A 26,735-nucleotide genomic window follows, 5' to 3' on the forward strand; every position below is an offset into this window, starting at 1 on the left:
ACCCGTCTCCGGGCCACCCGGGCACACCTATCCGGTGTCCGCGCCGCCTGGTTTCGGGCCGTCCGTCTCCGGGCCGCCCTACGGAGCACCCGTCTCCGCGCCTCCGGTGAGCGCACCACCCGTGCCGCCCTGGGGGTTGACCGCACCGCCCTGGAGCAGCAGCGCCCCACCGCAGCCCCTGCCAACTCCAGGTGCCGACTCCCCCACCCAGACCACTACGGCTGCCCAGGCCGCCACCACCGGGCAGACCCCGGCGGCTGGGCAGACCACGATGGACGTGGGCGGTACCGGCACGAAGGGTGACTCTGGCTTGGGCATCCTCGACGCCCCGGTAGTGCCGACTCAGCGGGCTCCTGGCGCGCTGTCCGACCAGACCGTGGTGTTGCCGTCCGTACCGGCGCAGGGCGGCCCGGCCGAGGTCCAGACCAGCCTGGGCTGGCCCGCCGCCTCGCAGACCAACCCCACCGCCGCGCAGACGAACCCCACCGCCGCACAAACGCACCTCACGGCTGCCCAGGCGAACGCGAGCATCGCCGAGGCAGGCCCCGTTGACGCGCAGCCGAGCCCCGCTGCGCAGCCAGCCTGGCCCCCGCGCGCCGAGCCGGCGCTGGCGCCGCCAGCCGCGCCGCCACCGGTCCAGCAGTACCACCACCAGCCGGCCCAGACGCCGTACCCAACCCCGGCGCCCCAGACGTCGTACCCGACCCAGGGTCAGCACCAGGCGCCGTACCCGGGTCAGCAGTACCACCCGGCACCGGACGCGTACCGGCCGGCGTACGCCGATGACGGTGGGCCGACGGGCCGCAACCGGGCGGCGCTGATCGGCGCGGTCGTGGCGGCCGGGGTGGCCGTCGTGGCGGTGGCGGGCCTGGGTGCGGTGATGTTGACGCGCGACGACCCGCCGCCGATCGGGACCGCGCCGACGGCGGCGGCGCCGACGGCGGCCGGGCTTCCGCCGGGCGACCTGAAGCTGCGCGACGATTCGGCCACGATCACGTTGACCTGGACGGACCCGACCGGCGGCGCGGTGCCGTTCATGGTCGCCGCGGGCAGGGCAGGGCAGGCGTTGGGCGTGATCGCCACCGTGGACCCGGGCCGGACCACGTACACGGTCAACGGGTTGAACTCCCGAGTGGATCACTGTTTCACCGTGTTGGCGGTCTACTCCACTGACAGCTTTGCGACTTCCGGGCAGGTTTGCACCGCGCGGGAGCGCGAAGCCTCGTCGAGTGGGGAGCCCTCCGGCCGGGCGTCGCCGCGCTGAGTCGAGCCGAAACCGCGCCGTGTCGAGCGCGAACCGGGCTGAGCTGGACGTCCACAACGCACACTCTCGGTATCCACAGGGGTGACGGTGCGGGTTCCCCCGCCACCACCAGCGCCATATGATGGCACCCGGCTCAGGGGAGGGGTCGCCGGAAGGCGCGCCACCTGCCACGACTCAGGGGAGGCAGCCGGCTGTGGCCAGCATCGACGACGCCGTACAGACCGAGGCCCCCCGCTCCTGGTCCCGGCTGCGCGGCGGGCTGGTGACCGTCGGCACGGTGGCCGCGCTGTTGGCCGCCATGGGGCTGACCGTCCTCGGGTTGGGCGCGGCGGACAACGCGGTGGCCAACTACGACGCGAGTTCCTGGCTGTGGAGCGCGGCGCGCAGCGAGCTGGCCCGGGTGAACGGGGTCACCGCCCGGGTGGACACCCGCACCGAGATCCCCGGGGCCCGGCAGCACCCGATGCAGATCACCCAGACCGACCGGCTGCTGATCCTGCGGGACCTGCAGACCGGGCAGGTCAGCTCCCTGGACCTGGCCACCCTCCAGCTCAGCGCGACCACCCGGACCACCCCCGGCCTGGGCGTCAGTGTGGCACTGCACGAGGACGCGGCGTTCGTCGTCGACGCCGTGCAGGGCATCGTCCGGCAGCTCGACCCGCGATCGTTGACCCCGGTGGGTGAGCCGGTGCGCTATCCGCCGGGCATCACCGGCGGCACCTTCGACGGTAAGGGTCGACTCTGGATCGCGGTGCCCAGCCAGGGCACCGTCTCGGCGATCACCGCCGCCAAGCTGCCGTCCGCGCCGGCGTCGGCCGCGCCCGCGGGCGCCGGGCTCAGCCCGCAGCGGGTCGAGTCGTACGACGTCGCCGACGCCAGCCACGAGCTTGTCGTCTCCACCCTGGACGACGGGGTGGCGGTGCTCGACCGGACGGCCGGGAAGCTGGTGCGGGTGCAGCACGGTGAGGTGCACCCGACGCCGCTGACGCTGTCCGGCCCGGCGGCGCTTCCCGCGCGCACCAGCGGCCCCCGGGTGCCGGTCACGGTGACCGCCGACCGGCGGGTGCTGCTGGTGGGTGACGGTGGGCAGGAGAGCGGGTTCACCGTGCCGGGTGAGGGTGATCGCCTCAGTCCGGCGGTGGCCTGGGCGAACCGGTTCTACTGCGCCGACGAGGCCACCGGCACCATCTACTCCTTCGACGCGGCGGGTCAGCTGGTCGAGACCATCCGCGGGCGGGCCAACGGGCCACTGGAGCTGGAGGTCCGGGAGAACCACCTGTTCATCAACTCCCCCGACTCGGCGACCGCCCGGGTCGTGGACGACAAGCACCAGGTGCGCGAGGTCAACAAGTACGCCAACGACGTGCTCGGCGGCGACCCACCGCCGGTTCCCCCACCGCCGCCCCCGCCGAAGAAGCCGCGGGTGGGCAAGCCGAGCGCGCCGCGCAGCGTCACCGCCGCCGCCGGCAACGCCCAGGCGCGGGTGAGTTGGCGCCCGGCCGCCGCCAACGGGGCCGAGATCATCAAGTACGTGGTGCAGGGCGCCGGCCAACGTGTGCAGGTGGGCGCGAACCAGCGTGCGGTGGAGGTCAAGGGTCTGACCAACGGCGAGACGTACCGGTTCGCGGTGCACGCCGTCAACGCCAAGGGCGACGGCCCGCCGCGCAACAGCAACCCGGTGACCCCGACCGCGGCGGTGCCCGACCCACCCGCGAGCGTCACCGCCCAAGAGCGGCCGGACGGCACGGTGCTGGTCACGTGGCCGGCGGCGAACGGGCAGGGCAACACCATCGCGCGGTACGCGGTGACGGCCAGTTCGGCGGGGACGAACGCCCCGGCCGGCGAGTCGACCAAGACGGAGCTGGTGGTGCCCGCCGGTGAGTTGGAGTTCGGCACCCAGTACGCGTTCACGGTGGTGGCGGTCAACAGCAAGGGCGCCGGGTCGGCGGCGTCACCAGTCAGCAACACCGTGGTGCCCTTCGCGGCGCCCGGTCGGCCGCTCAACCTGCGCGCCGGCACCGTCGCCAACCAGCCGGGCGCGGTGACGGTGCAGTGGGCGCCGGCCGAGGCCAATGGTCGGCCGGTGACGAAGTACCTGGTGGACGTCGGTGGGCGGGTCAGCGAGGTGACCGACACCCGCACGACAGTTACCGGGTTGGGCAACGGCCAGAACGTCACGGTGAAGGTGAAGGCGGTCAACGAGGCCGGGCCGGGCCCGGAGGCCACCGCCACCGCCCGCACTGTGGCCGAGCCGCGAATCACGGTGACCGGCTCGTCGTCGACGGCCACCGGGGCGACTGTCACGTTCACAGTGGATGCCGGTGGCGGTCAGGCCACCTGCACGCTGACCACGACGGGCGAGCCGACGAAGGCCGGGGCGTGCTCCAGCATCACGATGACGGGCCTGACGCCGGGCACCAACTACACGTTCACGGTGACGGCGAGCAACGCCGCCGGCAAGGGCACCGCGACGCGGGCCCAGAAGACACAGCCGCTGTACGGGGTCGCGACCTGCAACAACGGGCCCGACGGTGACCAGCGGACTTACTGCAACAAGGAAGTCGACGGCCGCAACGGCAACGAGGTCTTCAAGGTCACCCGGCAGGACAACGACCAGCAGGCCGGCTGGGCGAAGCCCGGCACTCGGCTGAAGGCGTACTGCAAGAAGTCGGGCGAGAACGTCGACTCGTGGATCTACAACAACCAGAAGCAGAGCAACTGGTGGGTACAGGTCGAGTTCGAGGGGAAGAACTACATTCCCTGGGCCTGGCTCAACCTGGAGGGCGGCGACACCATCAACGTCCTGCCCACCTGCTGAGGACACCAGGCGAGGAGCACCACCGACCGTGAACACCCACGAGCCGCTCACCCAGCCGGAGGTGCAGGGCTTCGCCGCCCTGGCCGCCCGGCTGGCCGAGAACGTCAACGCGGTGGTGCTCGGCAAGCCGCAGGTGGTGCGGCTGGCACTGACCGCGCTCTTCGCCCAGGGGCACGTGCTGTTGGAGGACGTGCCCGGGGTCGGTAAGACGACCCTGGCACGGGCCATCGCCGCCACTGTCAAGGGCGAGTGGCGGCGCATCCAGTTCACACCCGACCTGCTCCCCTCGGACGTGTCCGGCGTGACGATCTTCAACCAGGCGACCCGGGACTTCGAGTTCCATCCGGGGCCGGTCTTCGCCAACATCGTCATCGCCGACGAGATCAACCGGGCGTCGCCGAAGACCCAGTCGGCGCTGCTGGAGGTGATGGAGGAACGGACTGTCACTGTGGACGGGGTCCGGCATCCGGTGCCGTCGCCGTTCCTGGTGGTCGCCACGCAGAACCCGGTGGAGATGGACGGCACCTACCGGCTGCCCGAGGCGCAGTTGGACCGGTTCCTGGTGAAGCTCTCCGTCGGGTACCCGGACGAGGCCGTCGAGGTCGAGGTGCTGCGCGGCGCGACAGTGCGGTCCCCCGAGGCGCTCGCCCCGGTCACCGATACCGCCACCGTCGGCGAGATGGTCCGGATGGCCCGCCGGGTGCACATCGCCGAGCCGCTCTACGCGTACGCGGTCCGGTTGGCAGCGGCCACCCGTACCCACCCGCAGGTGCGTGTCGGGGTCAGCCCCCGGGGCGTGATCGCGTTGACCCGCGCGGCGTGCGCGTACGCGCTGATCGACGGGCGGGGCTGGATCATGCCGGAGGATCTGAAGGCGCTCGTCGAGGCGGTGTTCGCGCACCGGCTGCTGCTCACCCCGGACGCCCAGGTGCGCGGGATGACCCCCGCGGAGGTGCTGCGTCAGGCCGTCGCCTCGGTGCCGGTGCCGCTCCCGTCGGGGCAACCCGCTCCGGTGCAGGGCTGACCGGCAGCAGCGCGATGGGGATCACTGCCCGTGGGGTCGGGCTGCTCGTCGCCGCCGTGGTGCTGCTGGCTGTGGGTTTCCGGTTCGCGTACCCCGAGTTGACGTTGCTCGGCGCGGCGGCCGGCGCGGCCGTCGGCTACGCCGCGCTGGTCGCGGCCTGGCGGCCCCGGCTGACGGTGACCCGCCGCGCGGACCCGGACCGGGTGGCGCGCGGCGAGCCGGCGAGCATGACGTTGACGGTGCGCAACACCGGGCGGCTTCGCTCGGCGAACCTGCTGGCCGAGGACCGGTGCGGGGAGCGGACCGTGCCGGTGCCGGTGCTGCGCCTGCGACCCGGCCGGGACACCGAGGTCCGCTACGACGTGCCTACCGATCGTCGTGGGGTGGTGCCGGTCGGTCCGCTGCGGGTGACCCGCCGCGACCCGCTGGGGTTGGTGGCGCTGGCCCGCCCGTACGGTGCGGCGGTGCCGGTCTGGGTGCACCCCCGGATCCATCCGCTGACGGCGGTGCCCCGAGGCGCGGGGCGCAGCCTCGACGGCCGGGTGGACGGGGTCCCGCACGGGTCGATCACGTTCGACTCGCTGCGGGAGTACGTGGTCGGCGACGAGCTGCGCCGGGTGCACTGGCGTACCAGCGCCCGGGTGGGTGAGCTGATGGTGCGGGAGAACGTGGACACCAGTCTGCCGCGCCTGGTCGTCCTGCTGGACAACCGTGCCGCCGCGCACCCGCAGCGGGTCGCCGGGGTGGCGGAGTCGTTCGAGTCGGCCTGTGAGGCGGCGGCGTCGGTCGTCACCGCCGCGCACCGCGCCGACCTGCCGGTGCTGTTGCTGGTGGCCGCCGCGGAGCCGGCGGAGCCGACCAAGCCGGCGCAACCGGCGGAGGTCACGGGCCCGGACGGCGAGGCCGACGGCCCTCTCGGGCCGCTGGACCGGCTCGCCGCCGCCGACCTGTCCGCCGATGGTGACGCGGTGCGGGCGGCCACCACCCGGCTGCGACAGGACCGGCTCGGCGACACCCTGATCTTCCTGACCGGGCCGGGTGGCCGCGACGAGCTGGGGCACGTCGGGGCGCTGCGCGGGGCGTACCCGTCGGTGGTGGTCGGTGTGTTCGGCGCGGCCGAGCCGACGCCGCCGGGCACCGCCGGCCTGGTGGTCGTCGACGCGGCGGACGGCGCGCAGTTCGCCGCCGAGTGGGACGGGGTACGCCGGTGGTGACGGTCGCCGTGCGGGTGCTGCGGGCGGCGGTAGTGCCGCTGGCGCTGATCGGGCTGACGGCGCTCGCCGGGGTGGTGCTCGGCCGGGTGTACGCCGGTGGCCTGCTGACCTGGCTTGTCGTCGGCGCGGCGGCGGGTTCGGTGCTGGTCAGCGTGGCCGCCCGGCGGCTGCCGTCCTGGCTGGTGGCGCCGGTGTCGGTCGCCGCGATGGCCGGCTGGACACTGTGGTCGCTGCGGCTGGCCGCCACCCGCGCCGAGTTACCGGGCGGGCTGTTGGAGGTCACCGCGGACGCCGCCCGCAACGGCATTCCCCGGCTGCTCACCGCGATGATCCCGGTGGAGCCCACCCCGGACACCGTGCTGGTGCCGGTCGTCGCGGCGTGGCTGGCCGGGCTGACCGGCGCGGAGGTGGCGCTGCGCACCGGCCGGGTCCTGTTGGGTTACCTGCCGGCGGCGGGGCTCTACGCCGCCGCCCTCTACGTGGTCGGCCCGAACGCCGAACCGGCGCTGGGGTCGACGCTGGTGTTCGTCGCGGTCGCGGCCCTCGGCCTCGCGACCCCCACCCGGACCGCGTCGGGCGGCGGCGATCCGACCGCCGAGCTGACCCCCCGGGTACGCGCGGCGGTGCGACTGCGCCTGGCCACCAGCGCGGCGCTCGGGGTGGCGGTGGTGGTCGGGCTGGTGGCGTTGCTCGGCCCGGTCGTCGCGGAGCAGGTCGACGGGCGGCCGGTGGACCCACGCCGGTACGTGGAGCCGCCGCAGGTGCAGACGCTCGACGAGAACCCGTTGATCCGGATCTCCGGCTGGGCGCTGCACCCGGAGCAGAAGCTCCTCGACGTGAGCACGCAACGCCCCGACGCGCCGCCCGCCGACGCCCCGCCCGAGGCCGACCCGGCGGCGGACACCACGCGCGGTGTGCGGATCCGGTTGGCGGTGCTCAGCGACTACGACGGGGTGACCTGGCGCGTCGGCGCGACGTACCGCAACGCCGGTCGGATCCTGCCGGCCGCGACCGCGGCCCGGGACAGCACAGTGCAGACGGTCCACCAGCAGATCAGCGTGGCCGAGCTGAGCGGCCGGCTGCTGCCCGCCGTGGCGACGCCCCGGGAGGTCAGTGGGGCGCGGGTGGCGTACGACCCGGCGAGCGGGACGCTGATCCGGCCGGAGGGGCTGACGCCGGGGCTGCGGTACACGGTGACCTCCGCCGAGGAACGCCCCGATCAGAACCTGTTGGCCAGCGCGAACGTGCCCGCCGGCGACGAGGTGGCCCGGGTGCTGCGGGTCACGGACGGGGTACCCGACCCGATGCGCCGGCTGGCCACCCAACTCGCCGAGGAGAACGGCGCACCGTACGCGCGGGCGTCGGCGATCGAGCAGTTCCTGGCCGAGCACTACCGGGTGGTGGCGGACGCCCCGAGCGGGCACGCGTACCCGAATCTGGGTTTCTTCCTGTTCGGGCCCCGCAACGGCGGTGGGCAGGAAGGCACCTCGGAGCAGTTCGCGGCGGCGTTCGCGGTCCTCGGCCGGCTCTCCGGGCTGCCCACGCGGGTGGTGGTGGGCTTCCGGACCAGCGGGCAGGGGCCGGTGCTGGCCGGTGACGCGTACGCCTGGCCGGAGGTCCTCTTCGACGGGCTGGGCTGGGTCGCGTTCGACCCGCTGCCCCGCCCCAACGACGAGCCGAGACCGGTGGAGGAGGATTTCCGCCCGACGCCGGAGGACCCGCCGCCCTCGGAGGCGCCGGCACCGACTGCGGAGCCCAGCGCCTCACCGGAACCGGCGACCGCCGCCGACGCCCCACCCGGCCCGGACGGGGTCTCCACACCGGTGCTGGTCGCCGGCGGCAGCGGCGGCCTGCTGCTGGTGGTGGGCGCACTCCTGCTCACCCTGCTGGCGATGCGCCGCTCGCTGACCCGCAGCCGGCTCGTGCGGGGCGACCCCGGCCAGCGCATTGCCGGCGCCTGGCGGGAGGTCACCGACGCGCTCCGGCTGGCCGGCAGACCGGTCGGGGACGACCTGGCCGCCACCGAGATCGCCGGGCACGCCCGCCGGACCCTCGCCGACGTGCAAGCGGGCACGACCGGCCACGACACGACCGCCGACCCGGACGCCGTCGCGCCCACCGGCGGCAGAGCGGCAGCGGACGCGTCCAGCCCGGCGGTCGACGAGTTGGCGGCCCTGCTCAATCAGGTGGGCTTCGCCCCCGCCGCCGCGACGCCCGACCAGGCGGCTCGTGCCGCCGAGGTGGCCACCGCCTACGTGGCCACCCTGCGCTCCGCCCGCCCCTGGTGGCGCCGCCTGCTCTGGTCCGTGCACCCGTCCCCCCTACGCCGCCCCCGCTAGTCACGCCAGTGCCCCAACCCCGCCCTTTTGCGCGATCTTGCACTTACTGTCCCGGCCGAAGGGGCATTGCACGCAGATCGGCGACCGAAAGTGCAAGATCGCCGCGCTGATCGGGGGGCGCGGGGCGTTAGGCGGTCAGCCGGCGGATGAGTTTGCGCATGCCGGCCTGCCAACCGTCCGGGTCCTCGGCGCGGCGGCGCGCGTAGTCGGCGACCTCGGGGTGCGGCAGGATCAGGAACCGTTCCTCGGCCAGCCCGGCGATGGCCGCGTCGGCGACCTGGTCCGGGGTGAGCACCGCACCGGACGCGGCGACCACCCGGGCGCCGAGGTGACCGTCGGCGAGCCCGTCGGCGAGCATCGGGGTGTCCACCCCCTGCGGGCAGAGCGCGCTGACCCGGATGCCCCGGTCCCGGTAGGTGATGGCCAACCACTCGGCGAACCCCACCGAGGCGTGCTTCGTCGCTGTGTACGCGGCGTCGCCCACAGCGGTCAGCACACCGGCCGCGGAGCAGGTGTGCAGCAGGTGCCCGCCGCCCCGGGCCAGCATTCCGGGCAGCACCGCGCGGGCCGAGTAGACGTGGGCCAGCACGTTGACCCGCCAGGAGCGGTCCCAGCCGGCGTCGTCGACCTCCACTCCCCCGCCGGTGGTCACCCCCGCGTTGGCGCAGAACAGGTCGATCCGGCCGTACCGCTGCTCGGTGTCGGCGACCAGCGCGCGGACCTGCTCCTCGTCGGTGACGTCGAGGGCGCGGGCGTGCGCGACCGGGCCGATGCCCTCGGCCACCGCGCGGGCCGCGTCGGCGTCCAGGTCGGCGACCACCACTGCGGCGGCACCCTCGGCGGCGAACCGGCGCGACAGCGCCGCCCCGATGCCTCCGGCCCCGCCGGTGACCACCACGATCCGGTCGGTGAGGTTCACGCGGACGCTCCTAGGGAGTCGGCGCCCAACTGGGCGATGAGGCTGAGCCACGCGGCCGCGCCGCCGGCGGCGAGCTCCGGGGTGGGCAGCAGCGCCATGATCGGTACGTCGACACCGGCGTCGGCGTAGCGACGCACCTCGGCGCGGCACCGCTCCGCTGAGCCGTGCAGCACCAGGGCGTCGACCACCTCGTCGGGCACCGCCGCGCTGGCGCCGCGCCGGTCACCGGCGGCCCAGGCCGCCCACATGGGCGCGAGCGTCTCGTCGCGGCCGAGCCAACGGTGGAACTCGGCGTACGCCGGGACGGTGAGGTAGCTGGTGATGAGCCGGCGGCCCAGCGCCCGGGCGTACGCGGCGTCCTCGGTGGGGCAGACGAAGATCCGGGCGGCGACCTCGAAGTCGGTACGCCGTTCGCCCAGCTCGGCGAGGGCGCGCGGCACGTCGTCGGCGCTGAGCCAGTTCAGGATTACCCCGTCGGCTTCCGCACCGGCCAGCCGGAGCATCCCCGGGCGCAGCGCGGCGAGCAGGATCGGTGGCGGCACCGCCGGCGGTCGTTCCAGCGTGAACCGTCGGACGGCGAACGTGTCGTAGGCCTCGTCGACGGTCTCGCCGGCCAGCGCGGCGCGCAGGAAGCGCAGCACGTCGCGGGTGCGGCGGAACGGCTCGTCGAACGGCACCGCGTTCCAGTCCCGCACGAGCACGGGTGAGGACGCGCCGATGCCGAGTGAGAACCGGCCCGGCGCGGCCTCGGCCAGCGCCGCCGCGCTCATCGCCAGCAGGCCGGGGCCCCGGGTGAAGACCGGTGTGATCGCGGTGCCGAGCCGCAGGCCGGGCTGCCAGGCCGCGGCGAGCGCCAGCGGGGTGAACGCGTCGGTCCCGGCGACCTCGGACGACCAGACGTCGGTGAACCCGGCCCGGTCGAGGGCCGCGTAGGCCGCGTCGTGCTGCGCCAGCGCGATTCCGCCCAGCGGCACCGTCATGCCCCATCGATTCGTCACCGGTCGATCGTGCCCGTTGACGCCGGTCCGAGCAAGATCCCCGGGTTGGGCAGAATCGCCGGTTTCCGGCAGTGCGCGCCGGTGGAAAGTGCTACCACTTCGAGGTGGACCGGACCGACGACGCAGGCCGCTGACCATGGGTTCCAGGGCAGCGGGACACCTGGAGCCGGTCCCGGCGGCGGCCACGCCCGGCCGGGCGACGTTCCTGGAACTCTTCTTCGACCTGGTGTTCGTTTTCGCGCTCACCCGCATCTCGGCGCGCGCGTTCGAGGATCTGACTCAGGTTCCGGGCCGGGAGCACGGCTGGGGGACTGTCACCGGCGGCGGCAAGACACTGCTGTTGCTGCTCGCGCTCTGGGCGGTCTGGCAGGGCACCGCGTGGACGACCAGCCGGTACGACCCGTACCGGGTGCCGTTGCAGACCGTGGTGATCACCGCATTGGTGTGCAGCATGGTGATGGGGGTGGCGGTCCCCCGGGCGTTCAGCGAAACCGCGCTGATGTTCGCGGTGGCGTACGTCATCGCGCAGGTGACCCGGCCGGTGATCCTGTCGATCGCGCTCGGGCCGCACCCGTACCGCCGGTTGAAGGTGCGCATGGCGGTGATCTTCGCCGTCAGCGGTGTGCTCTGGATCAGCGGCGCGATGCTGAGCACCAACGCGCAGGTGCTGCTCTGGTCGGCGGCGCTGGCCTTCGAGTACCTGGCCGCCCGCTGTGGCTGGCCGGTGCCCGGCCTGGGTCGCTCGACGATCTCCAAGTGGGAGATCGCCGGGGAACACCTGGCCGAGCGGTACCAGCAGTTCTTCCTCGTCGCGCTGGGCGAGACGATCCTGGTGGCGGGTTTCGCGTACAGCGCGGGCCCGTTCGAGTCGGGGCACGTGTGGGCGTTCGGCCTGGCACTGGCCACCTCGATCATGCTGTGGCGCATCTACGTGCAGCGGGCGGGGCGGATTCTGGGTGAGGCGGTGATGAAGGCCCGTCACCCCGCCACCATCGGTCGGTCGGCGGCCGACACCCACCTGCTGATGGTGATCGGTCTCGCCGCCACCGCGATCGGCTACGAGCTGATCATCAATCATCCGCTGGAGCGGATCCCGGGGGCGTGGCTGGCCATGGTGCTCGGTGGACCGGCTCTGTTCCTGGCCGGGCGGGCCCGCCTGGAGTACGAGGTGTTCGGGCGGGTCTCCCCGTCCCGGTGGATCGCCGTCACGGTGCTGGTGGCGTCGTCGGTGCCGCTGCTGTACCTGCCCGGTGTGATCGCGACCGCGGTCGGGGTGGTGGTGCTGGCCGCGGTCGCGGTGGCCGACGCCCGGCGGGCCCACGGCGCCCCACCGGAGGCCGCCGCACCACCGTTCTGAGCCTCGCGCGTCGATGTCACGTCGGCGTGGACGGTTACCCTCGGCCGGTGACCTTCTCGCTCGTCGCCCGCTCCGCCGACGGCCGCCTGCACGGCGTGGCCGTCGCCAGCAAGTTCCTCGCCGCCGGGGCGTTGGTGCCGGCCGCCGCCGCCGAGGTGGGCGCGCTGGCCACCCAGGCGCACGTCAACCTCGCCTACCGCCCGCAGGGCCTCACCCTGCTGCGCACCGGGGTGGCCCCCGCCGACGTGGTGGCCGGGCTGATCGCCGCCGACCCCGAGCGGGAGCACCGTCAGCTCGGCGTCGTGGGGGCCACCGGCGCGGGCGCCAGCTGGACCGGGCCGGCCTGCCATCCGTGGGCCGGCGGGCGGACCGGTGACGGCTGGGCCGCGCAGGGCAACGTGCTCACCGGCCCGGAGGTCGTCGACGCCCTCGGCGAGGCCTGGTTGGCGGGAGCGGCGCTGCCGTTCGCCGAGCGGCTGGTCGCCGCGCTGCGGGCCGGCGACGAGGCCGGAGGCGACAGGCGCGGCCGGCAGAGCGCCGGCCTGCTGGTGGTCGAGCGCGGCGGCGGGTACGGCGGCACCAGCGACGTGGTGGTGGACCTGCGCGTGGACGACCACCCCGACCCGGTCGCCGAACTGGGTCGCCTGCTCACTGTGCACACCATGCTGTTCGGCAGACCCGACCCGGCCACACTGCTCGACCTGAGCGGCGCGGTCGCCGCCGAGGTGGCGGCGTTGCTCGGCGCGCTGGGCCATCCGGTGCACGAGGACGACACGGAAGCGGCGTTGATCTCCTGGGCCGGGTTGGAGAACCTGGAGGAGCGGCTGGTGCCGGGGCGCATCGACCCGGTGGTGCTGACGCACCTGCGGGGTGTCGCCCCGCACGTCCCCGCGCCCCGCGCCGCGAGCTGACAGGTCAGCGCAGTCAGCAAGGGGTCAGCACCGACCGAACGGCAGCGGTTCCGGATGCCCGGGGTCAGCGGCCGAAGGCGAGCCAGCGGAAGCCGGCGGCGTCGATCGCTGCCCGTTCCGAGGCGGTCAGCGCCGCCCGCCCGGTGGCCTTGCGGATCAGTGTCAGCCGGTCCCAGCCCAACCCGGCCGGTGTCGGGCGTCCGCCGGTGAGCAGTTCGGCGATGACCACGGCCGCCGGTGGGGTGAGCCACGGGGGCCGGTCCAGCGCCGCTGCCACATCCAACCCGTGCACACCCACCTCGACGACCCGGGTCCGCAGGAACTCGCCGAGGCGCATCGCGTCGCCGTGCCGGGTCCGCACCACCCGGTCGGGCGGCGCGGCGGCGATCGCCGCTTCGGTGGCCCGCCAGGCGTGGTCGAACTCGGTCGCCAGCGCCGCCCGGTCCACGGTCAGCGCCTCCCGCTGGCCGCCGGCGATCCGGTCCGCGTCGACCTCGGCGGTGAACTTCGCCGCCCCGAAGTAGCCGGCGGCGTCCACCTCGGCGCGAGGTGGGGCGGGCGCGGCGAGCATGTCGGTCAGTCGGCCAACGCCGGTGCGGGTGTGCGCGATCAGGTCCCGGACATTCCACGGAGGGCAGTCGGTAGGACGGCCGAGTTCATCGTCGGTCAGCTCGGCCAGGATCTCGGTGAACCGGGCGCACTCGGCGGAGAACACCGCCAGGACCGGCTCCACCGGGCGGTTCAGCCCTTGACCCGGGGCACCAGCCGGTGCACGACGGTGAGCGCCAACGCCATCACCACCGCCATCGTGCCGGCGATCCCGGCGGCGCTGCCGGCGTAACCGACGAACAAGGGGCGGCGCGCCAGTTCCTCCGGCCCGGTGTCGCGCAGGTCGAGCAGCCAGGACAGGGAGAGCCCGCAGGCGACCAGGGCGAGCACACCGCCGAGGCCGAGCACCAGCGCCGCGACCCGGTGCGCGTCGCCGGGGGCGATCTCGGCCTGCTCCCGCTGGGTGACCAGCAGCAGCAACCCGGCCAACGCCGCCCACACACCCACCACCAGGTACGCGGCGACCGCGTCGCTGGGTCGGTGCCAGCCGGCGGAGAGGGTGGCGACCCCGGCGACGGCGGCGTAGCCGGCACCGATGAAGGCACCGACGGCCCGCACCTTGCGCGGCAGCACGAGCATCAGCGCGACAGCCACCGAGGCCGCCACAGTGGCGTGCCCGCTCGGGAGGCTGTTGCCCACCGCCGCGCGTTCCGGGTCGACACCGAAGTCGGGCCGGTTCAGCCCGTACTTGAGCAGCTGGGTGGTGACGTTCGCTCCGGCGATCAGCAGGGTCGCGGTGATCGCCAGGGCGATCCGCCCTCGGATCAGCGCGATGAACCCGATCGTCGCGGTGGCGGCCAGCAGCGAGACCACCGACATCGCGTTGAGGATCCGGTCGACCGGGCCGTCGATGGTGTCCTGCCCGATCCGGTTGCCGGTGAGGGCGACAGTGTCCACCCACTGACCGATCTCGGAGTGCACGGCCACCCGCCACACGGCGAGGAAGGCGGCCGCCTGGACGAGGGCCAGTACGACCAACCAGACCGCGGTCCAACCCCGTGCCGTCGCGCGCATCCGCACACCGTAGCGGCAGGTGTCGGCGGTCCGACCGGTGGCCTGCCGCCAATGGCCGGTTAGGTTGTGCCGGAGGCGAGGAGGCGGTGGTGAGCGGAACACCGGAGCGCGACAGCGGCCCGGCCGAACCCGGCCCGGAGCAGCGGGAAGGCGACAACCCGGCGTCGGAAGGGTCGGTGCGGGGCGGCACCGACACCGGTCCGGGTGGGCCGGCACGGGCCGAGTCGCTGACGGATCTGCTGGGTGGGCGACGCGGCGCCATCGACGCTACCCTGCCGCCGCTGGCGTTCGCGGCGGGCTGGCTGCTGGGCGGCGAGTCGCTGTGGGGCGGGGTCGGCGCGGCGTTGGCCGTGGGCGCGGTGGTGGCAGGCGTACGGCTGCGTCGGGGTGGCCGGCCGCGCTCGGTGCTGATCGGGCTGCTGGCCGTCTGCGTCGCCGCGTTGATCGCGGTGCGCACCGGCCGGGCCGAGAACTTCTTTCTGATCCAGGTGCTGTCGAACGCCGCGAGCGCTCTGGCGTGGACGGTCAGCATCGTGGTGCGGTGGCCACTGCTCGGTGTGCTGGTCGGCGCGGTGCTGGGCCAACGGGCCGGGTGGCGGCGTGATCCGGCGCTGCTGCGCGGCTACGGCCGGGCCAGTTGGGTGTGGACGGCCACCTATCTGCTGCGGCTGGCCGTGTTCGTTCCGCTCTACCTGGGTGGGCAGGTGCTCGCGCTGGTGGTGGCCCGGGTGGCGCTGACCTGGCCGCTGGTCGCCGCGGCGCTGGCGCTGAGCTGGGTGGTGCTGCGGCGCTCGCTGCCGGCCGGGCACCCGGGGCTGCGTCACCCGGTCGCGCCGCCTCGCTGAAACCCGCCCCGCGCGGGCGGACCCGGGACAACGGGGCGGACGGACTCGGGGCAAAAAAGTGGAGAGGCCGCCACGGGGGGAGCGGCCTCTCCGGTGACGTACGTTACTCCGTCACAGACCTCGGTGTGATCCCGCGAGGGCCCGAATTTCTGGGCTTTTTCGCGGCTGGCTCCAGTCCGGGCGGTGGGGTGGGCCAGCCGATCCGCTGCGTCGGCCAGATGGCCGGCCCACCCCGGCCTGACCGTGGGTGTCAGGCCGTCCCGCCAGCCCCGGTCCGTCGTTCCCCGGACCGGGGCCGGATCCCGGGGTGGGCGGTCCACGCCACCCACCCCGGGTCGTCTCAGCCGTTCGGGAACATGCTGCCGTAGTCGGCGTACGCCATGGCGACGTCAGCCTGCGCCCAGAACCGGTGGTAGTTGAAGCTCGGCTCCGGACCACCGTCCAGGTACGCCTGCACCTTGGGCCAGTCCGGGTCGTTCTTGTAGAAGGACCGGATGTCGAGGAAGCTCTTGCCGGCGGCGATGGCGTCGCCGTTCGGCATCGTCCCGGTCCAACCCGGCGGGACGTAGAGGCCCTGCCCGGTGGACGCGTTGTAGACGTCGTCGAAGCGCCGGTAGTCGCCACGCTTCTCGGTGGTGGAGACACCCTTGGCGTCGCTGGCGGCCGACAGCGCGTCGAGCAGCCCCTTGGCGGTGTCCTTGGCCGCCACGTTGCCGGACTTGGCCGCGTAAGCGATCAGGATCCGGGCGTAGGCGGCGGTGACACCGACGTCCTGACCCTTGCTGATGACCTCGACGTGCAGACCGGTGTTGGGCTGCGGGTTGGACGGGTTCCAGGTGGTCGGCTGACCGGTCCACGCCATGTCCGACGGGATCGACCAGTTGGTGCCGAGGGTGGTGTTGGCGATCGCCCAGGGCACCCACTTGTCCAGCAGCGCCTTGGCCTTCGCGTTGCCGGTCTGCTGGTACAGCTCGGCGATGCGCTGCATCGACCAGGCCTGCATACCGAACCACTGGTTCGACGGCGGGTCGTTGTAGACCGGGTCGACGTCGTAGAACATGCCGTAGAAGGTGCTGGTGCCGGCCGGCGGCTGGGCGTAGCTACCGTCCCAGCTGTTGGTGGCGCCACCGGCGATGCCGCCCTCGGCGGACTGCAACCAGGTGTAGAACTCCAACTGCCGCTCGAAGCTCTTGGTCCAGTCGGCGACAGCGGTCGACGACTGCGGCTTGAGCTCCGGGGTGTTGGTCAGCGCCCAGGCCGCGAACGGGTTCTGGTAGCCGAAGTGGTTGTGGCTGGAGCCGATCCGCCAGGACCAGTTCTGGCTGGCGTCGTACGCGCCGCCCCAGGCGTAGTACCAGGACAGCAGGTAGTGCGCCGAGTCCTTGCCGCTGCCGGCGGGGCAGGTGCTGGCCCCGACGCAGTTGCCGATCTTCTTGAAGTACTTGTCGAACATCGCGTACCGCAGGTAGTCGCCCATCTTCGCGGCCTTGGCGATGGTGGCGGCGACGTCGGCCTGCTTGTTCTGCGCCTTGGACCAGGTCAGCGCCCAGTACGCGGCCTGCACGGCCCGAGCGTCGGCGTCCGGGGCGTTCGTGTACTTCCACTGCTTGGCGGGGGCGCCGGTGTCCTTGACGAACAGGTCGAGGTAGCCGTACTGACCACCGTGCTCGAAGGTGTCGCAGGAGGGCTGCGGAACGGTTTCCCACACCGACTCCTGGGTGCCCCGCTGGAAGGTGTTGATGTAGGCCGGCTTGGTGGTGCCGTCACCGCAGCGGCCGAAGCCGTAGGTGTTGTCGACGTCCATCAGCCAGTGCATGCCGTAGATGTCGCCGGTGCCGTAGGTGGACTGCAACTCCGAGCGGAGCGGGTCCTGGCCGACCGAGACGTTCGGGTTCAGCGCCGACGGGTACTGGCTGGGCAGGTTGTACTCCGCGGCGTACTGCGGGGTGCCCGCGGAGCCGGCGGTCGGCTGGTCGGCGTGGGTGGGGATGATGTACTTCTCCATCACCGTCCAGGCGTTGTTGAACGGCGCCCAGTTCTGGGTGACCTTGCCGTAGTAGGCCTCCAGCCAGAGCCAGAAGCTGAACGCCTCCGAGGTGGTCTCGTGGCCGTGGTCGGGCGCCTCGACGATCAGCGTCTCCACCGAGTGGTACGGCACGCCCTCGGGGCTGAAGTAGCCCGAGTTCTTGATCTTGCCGTACTGCTCGAGGAACTTCGCGGTGTAGGCGTTGTCGCCGCCGGGGGTGTCGTTGTCGATCTCGGTGGCGCTGACCGCCAGCGAAGCGAGACCGGTGGCGGAGGCGGTGATGGTGGCGGCGCCGCCGGCGGTGTCGGTGTCCTCCGCCGCGGAGACAGTGACGGTGACCCCGGTGCTCCAGTTGCTCGGGGTCAGCGTGGCGGTGGCCGGCGAGACCGTGACGTCGGTGTCACCGGTGCGGGTGAGGGTGACCGGCACGTTGGCCGTCGGAGCGGCGCTGAGCTTCAGGTTGAAGGTGGCGCTGCCACCCTCGGTGACGCTCACAGCGGACGGGGTGGCGACCAGTGTCGGGCCGGTGGCGGCCCCGACGGTGAACGCCTTCTCGTCGACCCCGATGCCGTTGCCGTTGTCGTACGCCTTGGCCTGGACGGTGTAGCTGCCGGCCGGCAGGTCCTCCTGGGTGTACGCGTACGGAGCGGAGGTGTCGGTGTTGATCAGCAGGCCGTTGCGGTAGAACTCGACCTTGCTGATCGTCCCGTCCGGGTCGCTGGCGGTGGCCGTCAGCGGCACGTCGGCCGGCGCGGTGAACGGCCCGGTCGGCAGGCCGAGGGAGACCGTCGGCGGCTGGTTGGCAGGGGTGCCGTTGCAGGGGGTGCCGTTGAGAGTGAACGAGGTGGGCTTCGGGTTGCTGCCCGAGTGGGCGCCGTTGAAGCCGATGGTGGTGGAGGCCCCGGTGGCGAGGTTGCCGTTGTACGACTCGTTGGTAGCGGTGACCTCGCTGCCGGTCTGGCTGAATCTGGCCGACCAGCCCTGGGTGACCCGTTGACCGCTGGTTGGGAAGGTCCACTTGAGCGTCCAGTTGCTCACCGGGTCACCAAGGTTCTTGATGGTGACGTTCGCGGTGAAGCCGGTGTTCCAGTCGTTTGTCGCGTAGACCACGTCGCAGGCGGGTGCGGCCTGTGCGGCGCCGGCCGGCAGGGTCACCCCGCCGATGGCGAGCAGCGCGGCGGCGGCGAGCGCCACGCGCCGGCGTATTGCCAGTTGTCTCATGTGCGCGGTGTCTCCTCGGACCAGGCCGGGATGGTCCCCGGCGAGGCGCCTGCCCGCGAGGGTGGTGGTGGTCCGCGGGGATGTCGAGGCGCCGGGAAGGTGGTCTTCCCCGGGCCCGGCCGGGGTAGGGCGTGCGGCCCGCGCGGGAGCGGGTCCCGCCGGCTGCGCTCGGGTGACCGTGACCGGAGCTGGTGCTGCCGGTTGCCCTCGGTGGACCCGCACTTCACGCGAGGTGGCTCCTGTCGCGTCGAATCGACAGTGTGCCATGGAAGCGCTCCCACAACAAGCGCACGGAGCGCCGGATCAGCTCCTTGTTTCGATCTCGTTTTGGGTCTTTCACAAAGGCGTGACGGGCGTTACAGTCGCAACATCGGTCGATGGGAGCGCTTCCATCGACAAGGTTCCAACAAGAAGATCGCTGGGGTCGTTCCTGACGAGCCCAGCGAACCAGACCGAGGGCCGACGACGGGCCAGCCCGGACGCCGTCGTCAGCCATCGTCCCGCCACAGGGAGGGAGGTGGAACCAGAGCCACTCGCGTGGCCCGGCTCCCGCGCGACATGCACGGCAGGACCCAAATTCCGCCCGTGCGTGTGCAGTTACGGTGGGGACGGGGGTTGCCCTCCCCCGTCCCCACACTAAACCCCCGTACACGATAGGAAAAGAGGCCGACGGGACAGGCGCGCCGCGCCGCCCGGACGGCCTCGTTCGCTGCTCGGGGCCACACCCGTCTCCCACCCGCCAGCGCCGGCCGTTCTGACGGCCGGCTGACCGGCCGGCAGCGTCTGCCCTATCATGGGAGCGCTCCCGAATCTTTCGGCGGTGGCCCCGTATCCATGAGGAGAATCCATGTCGATACCTATTGGGCCCGCCGGCCCGCTGCGCTTCCCGGACAACTTCGGCTGGGGCGCGGCCACCTCCGCCTACCAGATCGAGGGCGCCGCCAAGGAGGACGGGCGCGGCGAGTCGGTCTGGGACACCTTCAGCCGCGTCCCAGGTCGCACCCGCAACGGCGACACCGGCGACGTGGCCATCGACCATTACCACCGCTACGCCGAGGACCTCGACCTCATGCGCGACCTCGGGTTGCGCAGCTACCGCTTCTCCATCTCCTGGCCCCGGATCCAGCCCGACGGCACCGGCACGCCCAACCAACGCGGCCTCGACTTCTACCGCCGCCTCCTCGACGGCCTACACGAGCGCGGAATCACCCCGATGGCCACCCTGTTCCACTGGGACCTCCCGCAGGCGCTCCAGGACGCCGGCGGCTGGGAGTCACGCGACACCGCCCACCGCTTCGCCGACTACGCCGACGTGGTCTTCCGCGCCCTCGGCGACCGGGTGCCGGCCTGGCTCACCATCAACGAACCCAAGACCGTGGTGCAGAACGGCTACCTCACCGGCCACCACGCCCCCGGGCGGCAGGACCCGGACGCCGCCTACCTGGTCGCCCACCACCTGCAACTCGCCCACGGGTACGCCGTCGCCGCGCTGCGGGCCACCGGCAGCGACAGCCGCATCGGCCCCGCGCTCAACCTGCACCCCTGCTACCCCGCCGACGACTCCCCGCAGGCTGCCGCGGCCGCCCACCTCTACGACGCCTACGAGAACCGCCTCTACCTCGACTCCCTGCTCAAGGGCAGCTACCCGGAGGACCTGCTGGCCGACCTGGGCCCGCAGAGCCGGATGGTCCAGGGCATCCGCGACGGCGACCTGGAGACCATCTCCGCGCCGATCGACCTGCTGGCCGTGCAGTACTACACCCCGATCTACGTCACCGGCGACGGCGGCACCGCGCACCGCTGGGCGACCTCCGAGGCCGAATGGCAGCAGATCTACCCCGAGGGCATGTACGACCTGCTGACCCGAATCACCCGCGAGTACGGACCGATCCCGCTCACCATCACCGAGAACGGGCTACCCACACCGGACACCCTGGGCGCGGACGACACCGTCCAGGACATCGGGCGGATCAGGTTCCTCCGCGACCACCTCACCGCCGCGCACCGGGCCATCGCCGACGGAGTGCCGCTGGAGAGCTTCCACGTCTGGTCACTGCTGGACAACTTCGAGTGGGACCAGGGCTACGACCAGCGCTGGGGCCTGGTCTACGTCGACTACGCCACCCAGCGTCGGGTGCTCAAGAACTCCGCCACCTGGTACCGCTCCGTCATCGCCGACGGCGGCTTCTGACCGCGCCGCCACCCGGACGGCCGGGCCCGGACGGCTCGGCTCGGGTGAGCCGTGACCGTCCGGGCCTCGGCCGGCTCACTCAGCGGGGCAACGCCTGCTGCAACTCCGCCCGCAGGGCCGGGGTGAGCATCTCCCCCGCCTGCTTGGCCAACCGGGCCATCTCGTAGCCCACCACGCCGATGTCCGCGTCACCGGCGGCCAGCGTGGCCAGAATCGAACCGTCGCGGATCTGCATCACCAGGAAGTAGCCACGGCCCATCTCGACCACCGTCTGCTTGACGATGTCGCCGTCGAACATCGAGGCCGCGCCGGCGGTGATACTCATCAGCCCGGAGGTCACCGCGGCGAGCTTGTCCGCGTTGTCGCGCGGCAGGTGATCGGAGATCGCCACCAGCAGCCCGTCAGAGGAGACCACCACCGCGTGCGCCACACCCGGCACCCGCTCCGCGAACGCGCTCACCAGCCAGCTCAGGTCACGCGCCTCCTGGCTCAACGTCGTCACTGTCGTCGTCCCCCTTCGTCGTGCCCCCCGGACGGTGGCACGGGTATCTCGGTGGTGTCCTCAGCCTCGGCGCGCCGTACTCCGCTGTAGAGCCGCGAGAGCATGCCGCCGACCGCCTCCGGGTCCGGGTCGGTGCGGGTCGGTGCCGTCATCGGTTGTGCCGAACGGGTGACAGCGCTCAACTGCGCCATGGGCACCCGCACCGGCAATCCCCGCTCATTCGTGCCGGCGGTCACCGGGATCGTCGGTGGCGCCGCCGCGGCGGGCACCACCGGCGCGGTCGGGCCCTGCCGCGAGTACCAGCCCCCGCCCGCACCGCGAGCAGCGGCGGGGGTCAACACGTCCTCGGCGCGTACCGGCACCGGGCGGCCCTGACGCGGCACGCCGACGCCCGGCGGGCGGCCGGCCACCGGCAGGTCCCGCACCCCGCCGTTCAGCGTCGGGGCCGCGGCCTGCCGGGCTGCCTGCGGCTGCGGAACCAGCCCTCGCGCCGCGCTCGCCGCCAGCATCCGCGCCGACGGAGGCGCATCCAGCTCCACACTGCCCGCCGGCGCCAGCAACACCGCTGGTAGGGCGAGCCGGGCGACCAGGCCGTCCTCGCCGCCCTCCAACCGCACGCGGACGCCCAACCGGGCCGCCAGGTGACTGACCACGAAGTGCCCCATCCGCTCCACCGCCGCGACGTCCGCGGCCGGAGGGCTGGCCAGCACCTCGTTCGCCTGCACCAACGCGGTCGGGCTCATACCCAGACCCCGGTCGACGATCTCGACCAGCGCACCCCCCGCCTCGACCCGGGCGGTCACCACGACCACGGTGTCCGGGCGGGAGAAGGCAGTGGCGTTCTCCAGCAGCTCGGCCAGCAGGTGCACCAACTCGCCAACCGCGTGCCCGACCACGTGCACATCGGCCACCGACTCGATCCGGACCCGCTGGTACTGCTCGATCTCCGCGGCGGCGGCCAGCAGCACCGCACCGAGCCCGACCGGCCGGTTCCACCGACGTGTCGAGTCGGTGCCGGCGAGCACCAGCAGGCTCTCGTCGTTACGGCGCATCCGGGCGGCCAGGTGATCGAGCTTGAACAGGTTCTCCAGTTGGTCGGGGTCGCTCTCCTCGCGCTCCAGGTCATCCAGCAGCTCGAGCTGACGCTCCACCAGCACCTGGCTACGGCGGGCCAGGTTGACGAACATCGCGTTGACGTTGCGCCGCATCAACGCCTGCTCGACGGCGACAGTGACCGCGCTACGGTGCACCGCCACGAACGCCTCGGCCAGCTCACCGATCTCGTCGAGTGAGCGGACCACCGCCGGCGCGACATCGATGCGCGGCACCCCACCGGTGACGGTCTTGAGGCGGTCCAGGGCGTCCGGCAACTCGACCTGGGCGATCCGCAGCGCCTGGCTACGCAGCAGCCGCATCGACCGGGCGACCGACCGCCCGATCAGCAACGAGATCAGCAGGGCGGCCAGCAGGACCGTGACCACCCCGCCGACGACCAGCAGGGTCGTCCGCAGCTGATCGTCGCTGGCATCCTCTGCCTGCCGTACGGCGTCGTCGAGCACACCCGCCTCGAGCTGACGCAGCAGCTCTTGACGCTGCTGGCTGGCCGACCACCACTGCTCCGACGGCAACACCTGCGGCGACGCGGCGCCGGAGGACAGGCTGCGCTCCTCCAACCCCGTCGCGACCAGGAAACTCGGCGACACCGAGGTCTCGTCGTAGCGGCGGATCTGCGCACTGGTCGCGGCCACCCGGAACGCGCCGAGCGCGGTGAGTTGCTGACCGCGCAGGTCGGCGAGGACCACCCGGTCCTCGGTGCCGTACGCACCGGCGCGGGCGGCGGCGTAGAGCTGGGCCCGCACCCGGGAGGAGAGCTCCTTGACCCGGGCCAACTGGACGTAGCGCAGCACCGCGTCGTTCAACGCCGGCTGGTTCTGCCCCGGCGTCGGTTCCGCGAGCAGGTCGAGCAACGCCCCGACGGCCCGGTGGTAGTTGCCCAGGATGGTCTCGGTGCTGAGCACCGCCGGCGGGATCGCCGAGCGGATGTCGACCACCTGGTCGTACGCCTCCAGCGCCTCGGAGAAGGCCACCCGCCAGGACGCGTCCGCGTCGGCCAGGGGCTCGGCGGCCCGGCTGAGGTCCACGATGGCCTTGTCGGTGGCCGCCTGCAACGGCTTCAGGTCGTTCGCGGCGGCCTGCCGGTCACCACCCTTACGCAGCTCACCCAGCTCCCCCGCCGAACGGTCACGCTCCTGCTGGAGCTGGTGCACCGCCGCGGTGATCTGCCTGCCGATGCCGACCTGGCTGGAGAAGTCGTTCAACGCCGTCGTCCGCCCCACCAGGGTGCTGGTCTGCACCCCGGCGAGCAGGAGGAACGCCATCGACGGCACCAGCAGCACCGTGGCGAGCTTCGTGCTCATCCGCCAGTCGCGCAGCCGGAACGGCGAGCGCCGTCGATGCGGAACGACTCGGACATCGAAGCGGCGTCGGCGATGGTTCGACACCGCGCCGTTCGCCGGGTCGGGACCTGCCGCCACCCTGCCTCCTCCGTCCTACCGCGTCCACCGCGGTCGGGGGAGCGCAGTCCATCCAACCAGGCTCGGTACCGCTGTCAACGGCCCGGGCGAGGCCAAGGTTCAGGAAGGATACTGCGGGTGGGAACCTCCTGCCGTGGTCGGTAAAACCAGCTCGTCCGTCCGGCCGATGTCGGCGAGCTCGATCGCGTCACCGAAGCGCCCCAGCGCCACCAACGCGGCACCTGTGGCACCGATCTCCGGGTTGCGTTGATGCGACACCGGTCGCGGTGCGAGCGCGGTCGCGAAGGCCTGCCGCCACCACACCGAGGCGGCCACCGCACCACCGCCCAACACCACACCGACCGGCTTGTCGATTGTGGACTCCAGCACCCCGAGATCCTCGGCGACCAGCTCGCACAACCCCTGCATCAGCCCGGCCAGGATGTCGACCGAGGTGGTGCTGAAACTCAGACCGCGCAGCTCACCGCTGCCCGCCGGCGCCAGCCCGGGCGCCCGGTCGCCACCGAAGCGGGGATCCGACGGCCGGCCACCACCCGCCGGCACCAGCGCCAGCGCCGCGTCCAGCTCGGCGCCCCGAGGCAACCGCAGCTCCCGGTCCGCCCAGGCGAAGAGGTTGCCGCCGTTGGCGTACGCGGCCCCGGTCACCACGTGGTCGTGGTCGACCCGGTACCGCCACAACCGCTCGGGCAGGCGCGGCATCGGCTCGCCCGCCGGGATCCGCTGCATCAGCCGTACGGCAGCGGAGGTGCCCACCGTGACGGCGGCCCGGCTCGGATCGACGCAGCCCGAGCCGACGTTCGACGCCCCACCGTCGCCCACCGGCGGTGACCAGCGGGCCTGCGCCAACTGCGGCCACCGACGGGCCAGGTCGACCCGGAGCCGGCCGTGCCAGTCCAGTTCGCCCAGCGGCGGCAGCTCCTCCGGCCGCGCCTCGGCCAGCGTCAGCGCCTCCTCGTCCCAGCGCAGGGTGCGCAGATCCAGCAGACCGGTCCCGGAGGCCTGGGAGATCGACATGGGTGCCGAGTCGAGCAACTCGCCCAGCACGTACTCGGGCAGACCCACGAACCGGGCGATCGGGGTGCCGGACTGCTCACGCAACCAGGGCAACCGCATCGACCAGTACGAACGGTGCCACCAGCAGCCGGTGCGCTGGTGGAAGCCGTCCGGGTCGGCCGGCCCGGCGGTGCGCCCGACCGGGGCGGGCCGGGTGTCCAGCCAGGTGACCACCGGGCCCATGGGGGCGCCGTCGCGGTCCAGCGGGAGCACCGAGTGCCACTGGGCGGAGACCGCCACCAGGCCGACGTCGTGCAGGTGCCCCGAGTCGGCCAGCTCGTCCAGACACTCGACAAGGCTGGCCAGATAGTCCCGACCGGACAGCGTGCCGGTGCCGTCGTCGCCAATGGCGAGATCGACCTTGCGGCGGGCCAGAGCGCCGGGCAGCGGCTGGGTGTCCGCGTCCAGCACCAGCCCGCGTACCGAGGAGGTGCCCAGGTCGAGCGCGAGAATGTTCATCGCCGGTCAAGTTACCCCGTGCCAGCCTGCCGACGGGCGCGTAGGGTGGATCACATGCTCGCGCAGTTGACCAGTTGGTGGCCCGCCGACCCGGCGGCCATCTCCCGCGCGTAGCTCCATCCACGCGGCCGCCATCGAGGCGGTCGCCGGATCTCCCGGCTCCAGGGCCGCTCGACGGCGGCACCCAGCCCGACGGAGACTCCGATGACCCACCTGACCGACCTGCTCGCCGCCGTCGCGCACGGCGTCGACCCCGGCCCGTTCGCGCTGCTGCGCCGCGAGGGCGCGGACGACCTGGACCTGTTCACCGGCCCGGTCGACACCGTCGAAGCGCTCACCGACCTCCCGCTGCCGGCGGGCCCGCCCGGGGCACGGACGCTCGCACTGGTGCCGTACCGGCAGATCACCGAACGTGGCTTCGCCTGCGTCGACGACGCCGCACCACTGGAGTTCCTCCAGATCCGCGAGCACCAACGGATCACCCTGACCGACGCCCTCGCCGTGCTGCCCGACGAACCGGTGCACACCACCGACGCCGGCTTCGACGTCAGCGACGAGGAGTACGCGCGGACCGTGCAGCGGGTGTTGTCCGAGGAGATCGGCCGCGGCGAGGGCGCCAACTTCGTCATCCACCGCGCCCTGCACGCCACAGTGCAGGGCCCACCGCTGGGGGCCGCGCTCGCCGCACTGCGTCGGCTGCTGATCGCCGAACGCGGCGCGTACTGGACGTTCGTGGTGCACACCGGCACCCGGACGCTTGTCGGCGCCAGCCCGGAGCGGCACGTCAGCGTCGACGACGGACTGGTGATGATGAACCCGATCAGCGGCACCTTCCGCTGCCCCGGTGGCGTCGCTGACCGGGCGGCCCTGCTGCGCTTCCTCGCCGATGAGAAGGAGATCGAAGAGCTGTACATGGTGCTCGACGAGGAGCTGAAGATGATGGCCACCGTCGCCGAGCACGGCGGGCAGGTGATCGGGCCGCAGTTGAAGGAGATGTCGCACCTGGCGCACACCGAGTACCTGCTCGCCGGACGGGGCACCCGCGACGTGCGGGAGGTGCTGCGCGAGACGATGTTCGCCCCCACCGTCACCGGCAGCCCGATCGAAAACGCCTGCCGGGTGATCGCCCGACACGAACGCCGGGGCCGGGGCTACTACGGGGGCGTGTTGGCGTTGCTCGGCCACGACGAGGCCGGTCGGCAGACGCTCGACGCCCCGATCCTGATCCGGACCGCCGAGATCTCCCCCACCGGCCGACTGCGGGTGCCGGTCGGCGCGACACTGGTCCGGCATTCGACGACGGCCGGCGAGGTGGCCGAGACGCACGCCAAGGCCGCCGGTCAACCTGTAGAACTGCACTTCGGTGGTCTGGAGGCCACCGGCGGCGGCGCGTTCGAGCAGCCGCACCGCCTCGTCGCGTACCCGGGCGTCTACGCG

At 72.9% G+C, this 26,735-nt stretch carries 17 protein-coding genes; 9 read left to right on the forward strand and 8 right to left on the reverse strand.

Annotated elements, in window-relative coordinates; genetic code table 11:
• Window positions 1-1,457: 1,457 nt before the first annotated feature.
• Genes AB0C20_RS11340 through AB0C20_RS11355 form a run of 4 tightly spaced genes read left to right on the forward strand, consistent with a single transcriptional unit; the run spans window position 1,458 to window position 8,659 of the window.
• Window positions 1,458-4,082, forward strand: a complete 2,625-nt coding sequence (locus AB0C20_RS11340; RefSeq protein WP_357567863.1) for a fibronectin type III domain-containing protein — start codon at window positions 1,458-1,460, stop codon at window positions 4,080-4,082.
• Window positions 4,083-4,110: 28 nt separating this feature from the next.
• Window positions 4,111-5,106 (forward strand): MoxR family ATPase, encoded by a 996-nt coding sequence (locus AB0C20_RS11345; RefSeq protein ID WP_112583044.1) that lies wholly within the window; start codon window positions 4,111-4,113, stop codon window positions 5,104-5,106.
• 14 nt (window positions 5,107-5,120) lie between these two features.
• Window positions 5,121-6,320: a DUF58 domain-containing protein gene (locus tag AB0C20_RS11350; protein WP_357178121.1), complete on the forward strand. Its 1,200-nt coding sequence runs from the start codon at window positions 5,121-5,123 to the stop codon at window positions 6,318-6,320.
• Window positions 6,314-8,659: a transglutaminaseTgpA domain-containing protein gene (locus AB0C20_RS11355; RefSeq protein ID WP_357567864.1), complete on the forward strand. Its 2,346-nt coding sequence runs from the start codon at window positions 6,314-6,316 to the stop codon at window positions 8,657-8,659. Before AB0C20_RS11350 ends, AB0C20_RS11355 begins: the two co-directional genes overlap by 7 nt.
• A gap of 127 nt (window positions 8,660-8,786) precedes the next feature.
• Here the strand turns inward: AB0C20_RS11355 and AB0C20_RS11360 are convergent, their stop codons facing one another.
• Window positions 8,787-9,578 carry an SDR family oxidoreductase gene (locus AB0C20_RS11360; protein ID WP_357178127.1) on the reverse strand — a complete coding sequence of 264 codons (792 nt, stop codon included), beginning with the start codon at window positions 9,576-9,578 and terminating at the stop codon, window positions 8,787-8,789.
• The gene (locus AB0C20_RS11365) at window positions 9,575-10,558 is read right to left on the reverse strand and encodes an LLM class F420-dependent oxidoreductase (protein WP_357567867.1); all 984 of its coding nucleotides are present in this window, start codon (window positions 10,556-10,558) and stop codon (window positions 9,575-9,577) included. Before AB0C20_RS11365 ends, AB0C20_RS11360 begins: the two co-directional genes overlap by 4 nt.
• A 154-nt stretch (window positions 10,559-10,712) precedes the next feature.
• On the opposite strand from AB0C20_RS11365, the gene AB0C20_RS11370 reads away from it, so the two are divergent.
• Both AB0C20_RS11370 and AB0C20_RS11375 read left to right on the forward strand, forming a co-directional pair.
• Window positions 10,713-11,933 carry a low temperature requirement protein A gene (locus AB0C20_RS11370; protein WP_357178130.1) on the forward strand — a complete coding sequence of 407 codons (1,221 nt, stop codon included), beginning with the start codon at window positions 10,713-10,715 and terminating at the stop codon, window positions 11,931-11,933.
• 47 nt (window positions 11,934-11,980) lie between these two features.
• Window positions 11,981-12,844, forward strand: a complete 864-nt coding sequence (locus AB0C20_RS11375) for a DUF1028 domain-containing protein (protein ID WP_357178133.1) — start codon at window positions 11,981-11,983, stop codon at window positions 12,842-12,844.
• Window positions 12,845-12,908: 64 nt separating this feature from the next.
• Here the strand turns inward: AB0C20_RS11375 and AB0C20_RS11380 are convergent, their stop codons facing one another.
• A complete protein-coding gene (locus AB0C20_RS11380) occupies window positions 12,909-13,577 on the reverse strand; it encodes a maleylpyruvate isomerase N-terminal domain-containing protein (RefSeq protein ID WP_357567865.1) in 669 nt (222 codons plus the stop codon).
• A gap of 8 nt (window positions 13,578-13,585) precedes the next feature.
• Window positions 13,586-14,473 (reverse strand): phosphatase PAP2 family protein, encoded by an 888-nt coding sequence (locus AB0C20_RS11385; protein ID WP_357178139.1) that lies wholly within the window; start codon window positions 14,471-14,473, stop codon window positions 13,586-13,588.
• A 170-nt stretch (window positions 14,474-14,643) separates the two neighbouring features.
• Between AB0C20_RS11385 and AB0C20_RS11390 the strand changes: the two genes are divergently transcribed.
• Entirely contained in the window at window positions 14,644-15,312 is a 669-nt protein-coding gene (locus AB0C20_RS11390; protein WP_357178272.1) for a DUF3159 domain-containing protein, read from the forward strand.
• Between the two features lie 340 nt (window positions 15,313-15,652).
• Here the strand turns inward: AB0C20_RS11390 and AB0C20_RS11395 are convergent, their stop codons facing one another.
• Window positions 15,653-18,559 (reverse strand): glycoside hydrolase family 48 protein, encoded by a 2,907-nt coding sequence (locus tag AB0C20_RS11395; protein WP_357178142.1) that lies wholly within the window; start codon window positions 18,557-18,559, stop codon window positions 15,653-15,655.
• An 847-nt stretch (window positions 18,560-19,406) separates the two neighbouring features.
• Here AB0C20_RS11395 and AB0C20_RS11400 point away from each other — a divergent pair.
• Window positions 19,407-20,750 (forward strand): GH1 family beta-glucosidase, encoded by a 1,344-nt coding sequence (locus AB0C20_RS11400; RefSeq protein WP_357178145.1) that lies wholly within the window; start codon window positions 19,407-19,409, stop codon window positions 20,748-20,750.
• A 79-nt stretch (window positions 20,751-20,829) separates the two neighbouring features.
• On the opposite strand, the gene AB0C20_RS11405 is transcribed toward AB0C20_RS11400, so the two are convergent.
• The 3 genes from AB0C20_RS11405 to AB0C20_RS11415 all read right to left on the reverse strand — a co-directional run bounded on the left by AB0C20_RS11405 (window position 20,830) and on the right by AB0C20_RS11415 (window position 25,298).
• Complete coding sequence (locus AB0C20_RS11405; RefSeq protein WP_355008432.1) at window positions 20,830-21,243, reverse strand: roadblock/LC7 domain-containing protein; 414 nt, start codon at window positions 21,241-21,243, stop codon at window positions 20,830-20,832.
• A 5-nt stretch (window positions 21,244-21,248) separates the two neighbouring features.
• Window positions 21,249-23,786 (reverse strand): ATP-binding protein, encoded by a 2,538-nt coding sequence (locus tag AB0C20_RS11410; protein WP_357178149.1) that lies wholly within the window; start codon window positions 23,784-23,786, stop codon window positions 21,249-21,251.
• A gap of 99 nt (window positions 23,787-23,885) precedes the next feature.
• On the reverse strand, window positions 23,886-25,298 hold the full coding sequence (locus AB0C20_RS11415; RefSeq protein WP_357178152.1) for an FGGY family carbohydrate kinase: 1,413 nt from the start codon (window positions 25,296-25,298) through the stop codon (window positions 23,886-23,888).
• A gap of 204 nt (window positions 25,299-25,502) precedes the next feature.
• Between AB0C20_RS11415 and AB0C20_RS11420 the strand changes: the two genes are divergently transcribed.
• Window positions 25,503-26,735 (forward strand): chorismate-binding protein (locus tag AB0C20_RS11420; RefSeq protein ID WP_357567866.1); only part of this gene is annotated, 1,233 nt, incomplete at its 3' end.

Origin of the sequence: Micromonospora sp. NPDC048843 (genome assembly GCF_040649965.1) — a bacterium.
GTDB classification, from domain to species: Bacteria; Actinomycetota; Actinomycetes; order Mycobacteriales; family Micromonosporaceae; genus Micromonospora; species Micromonospora hortensis.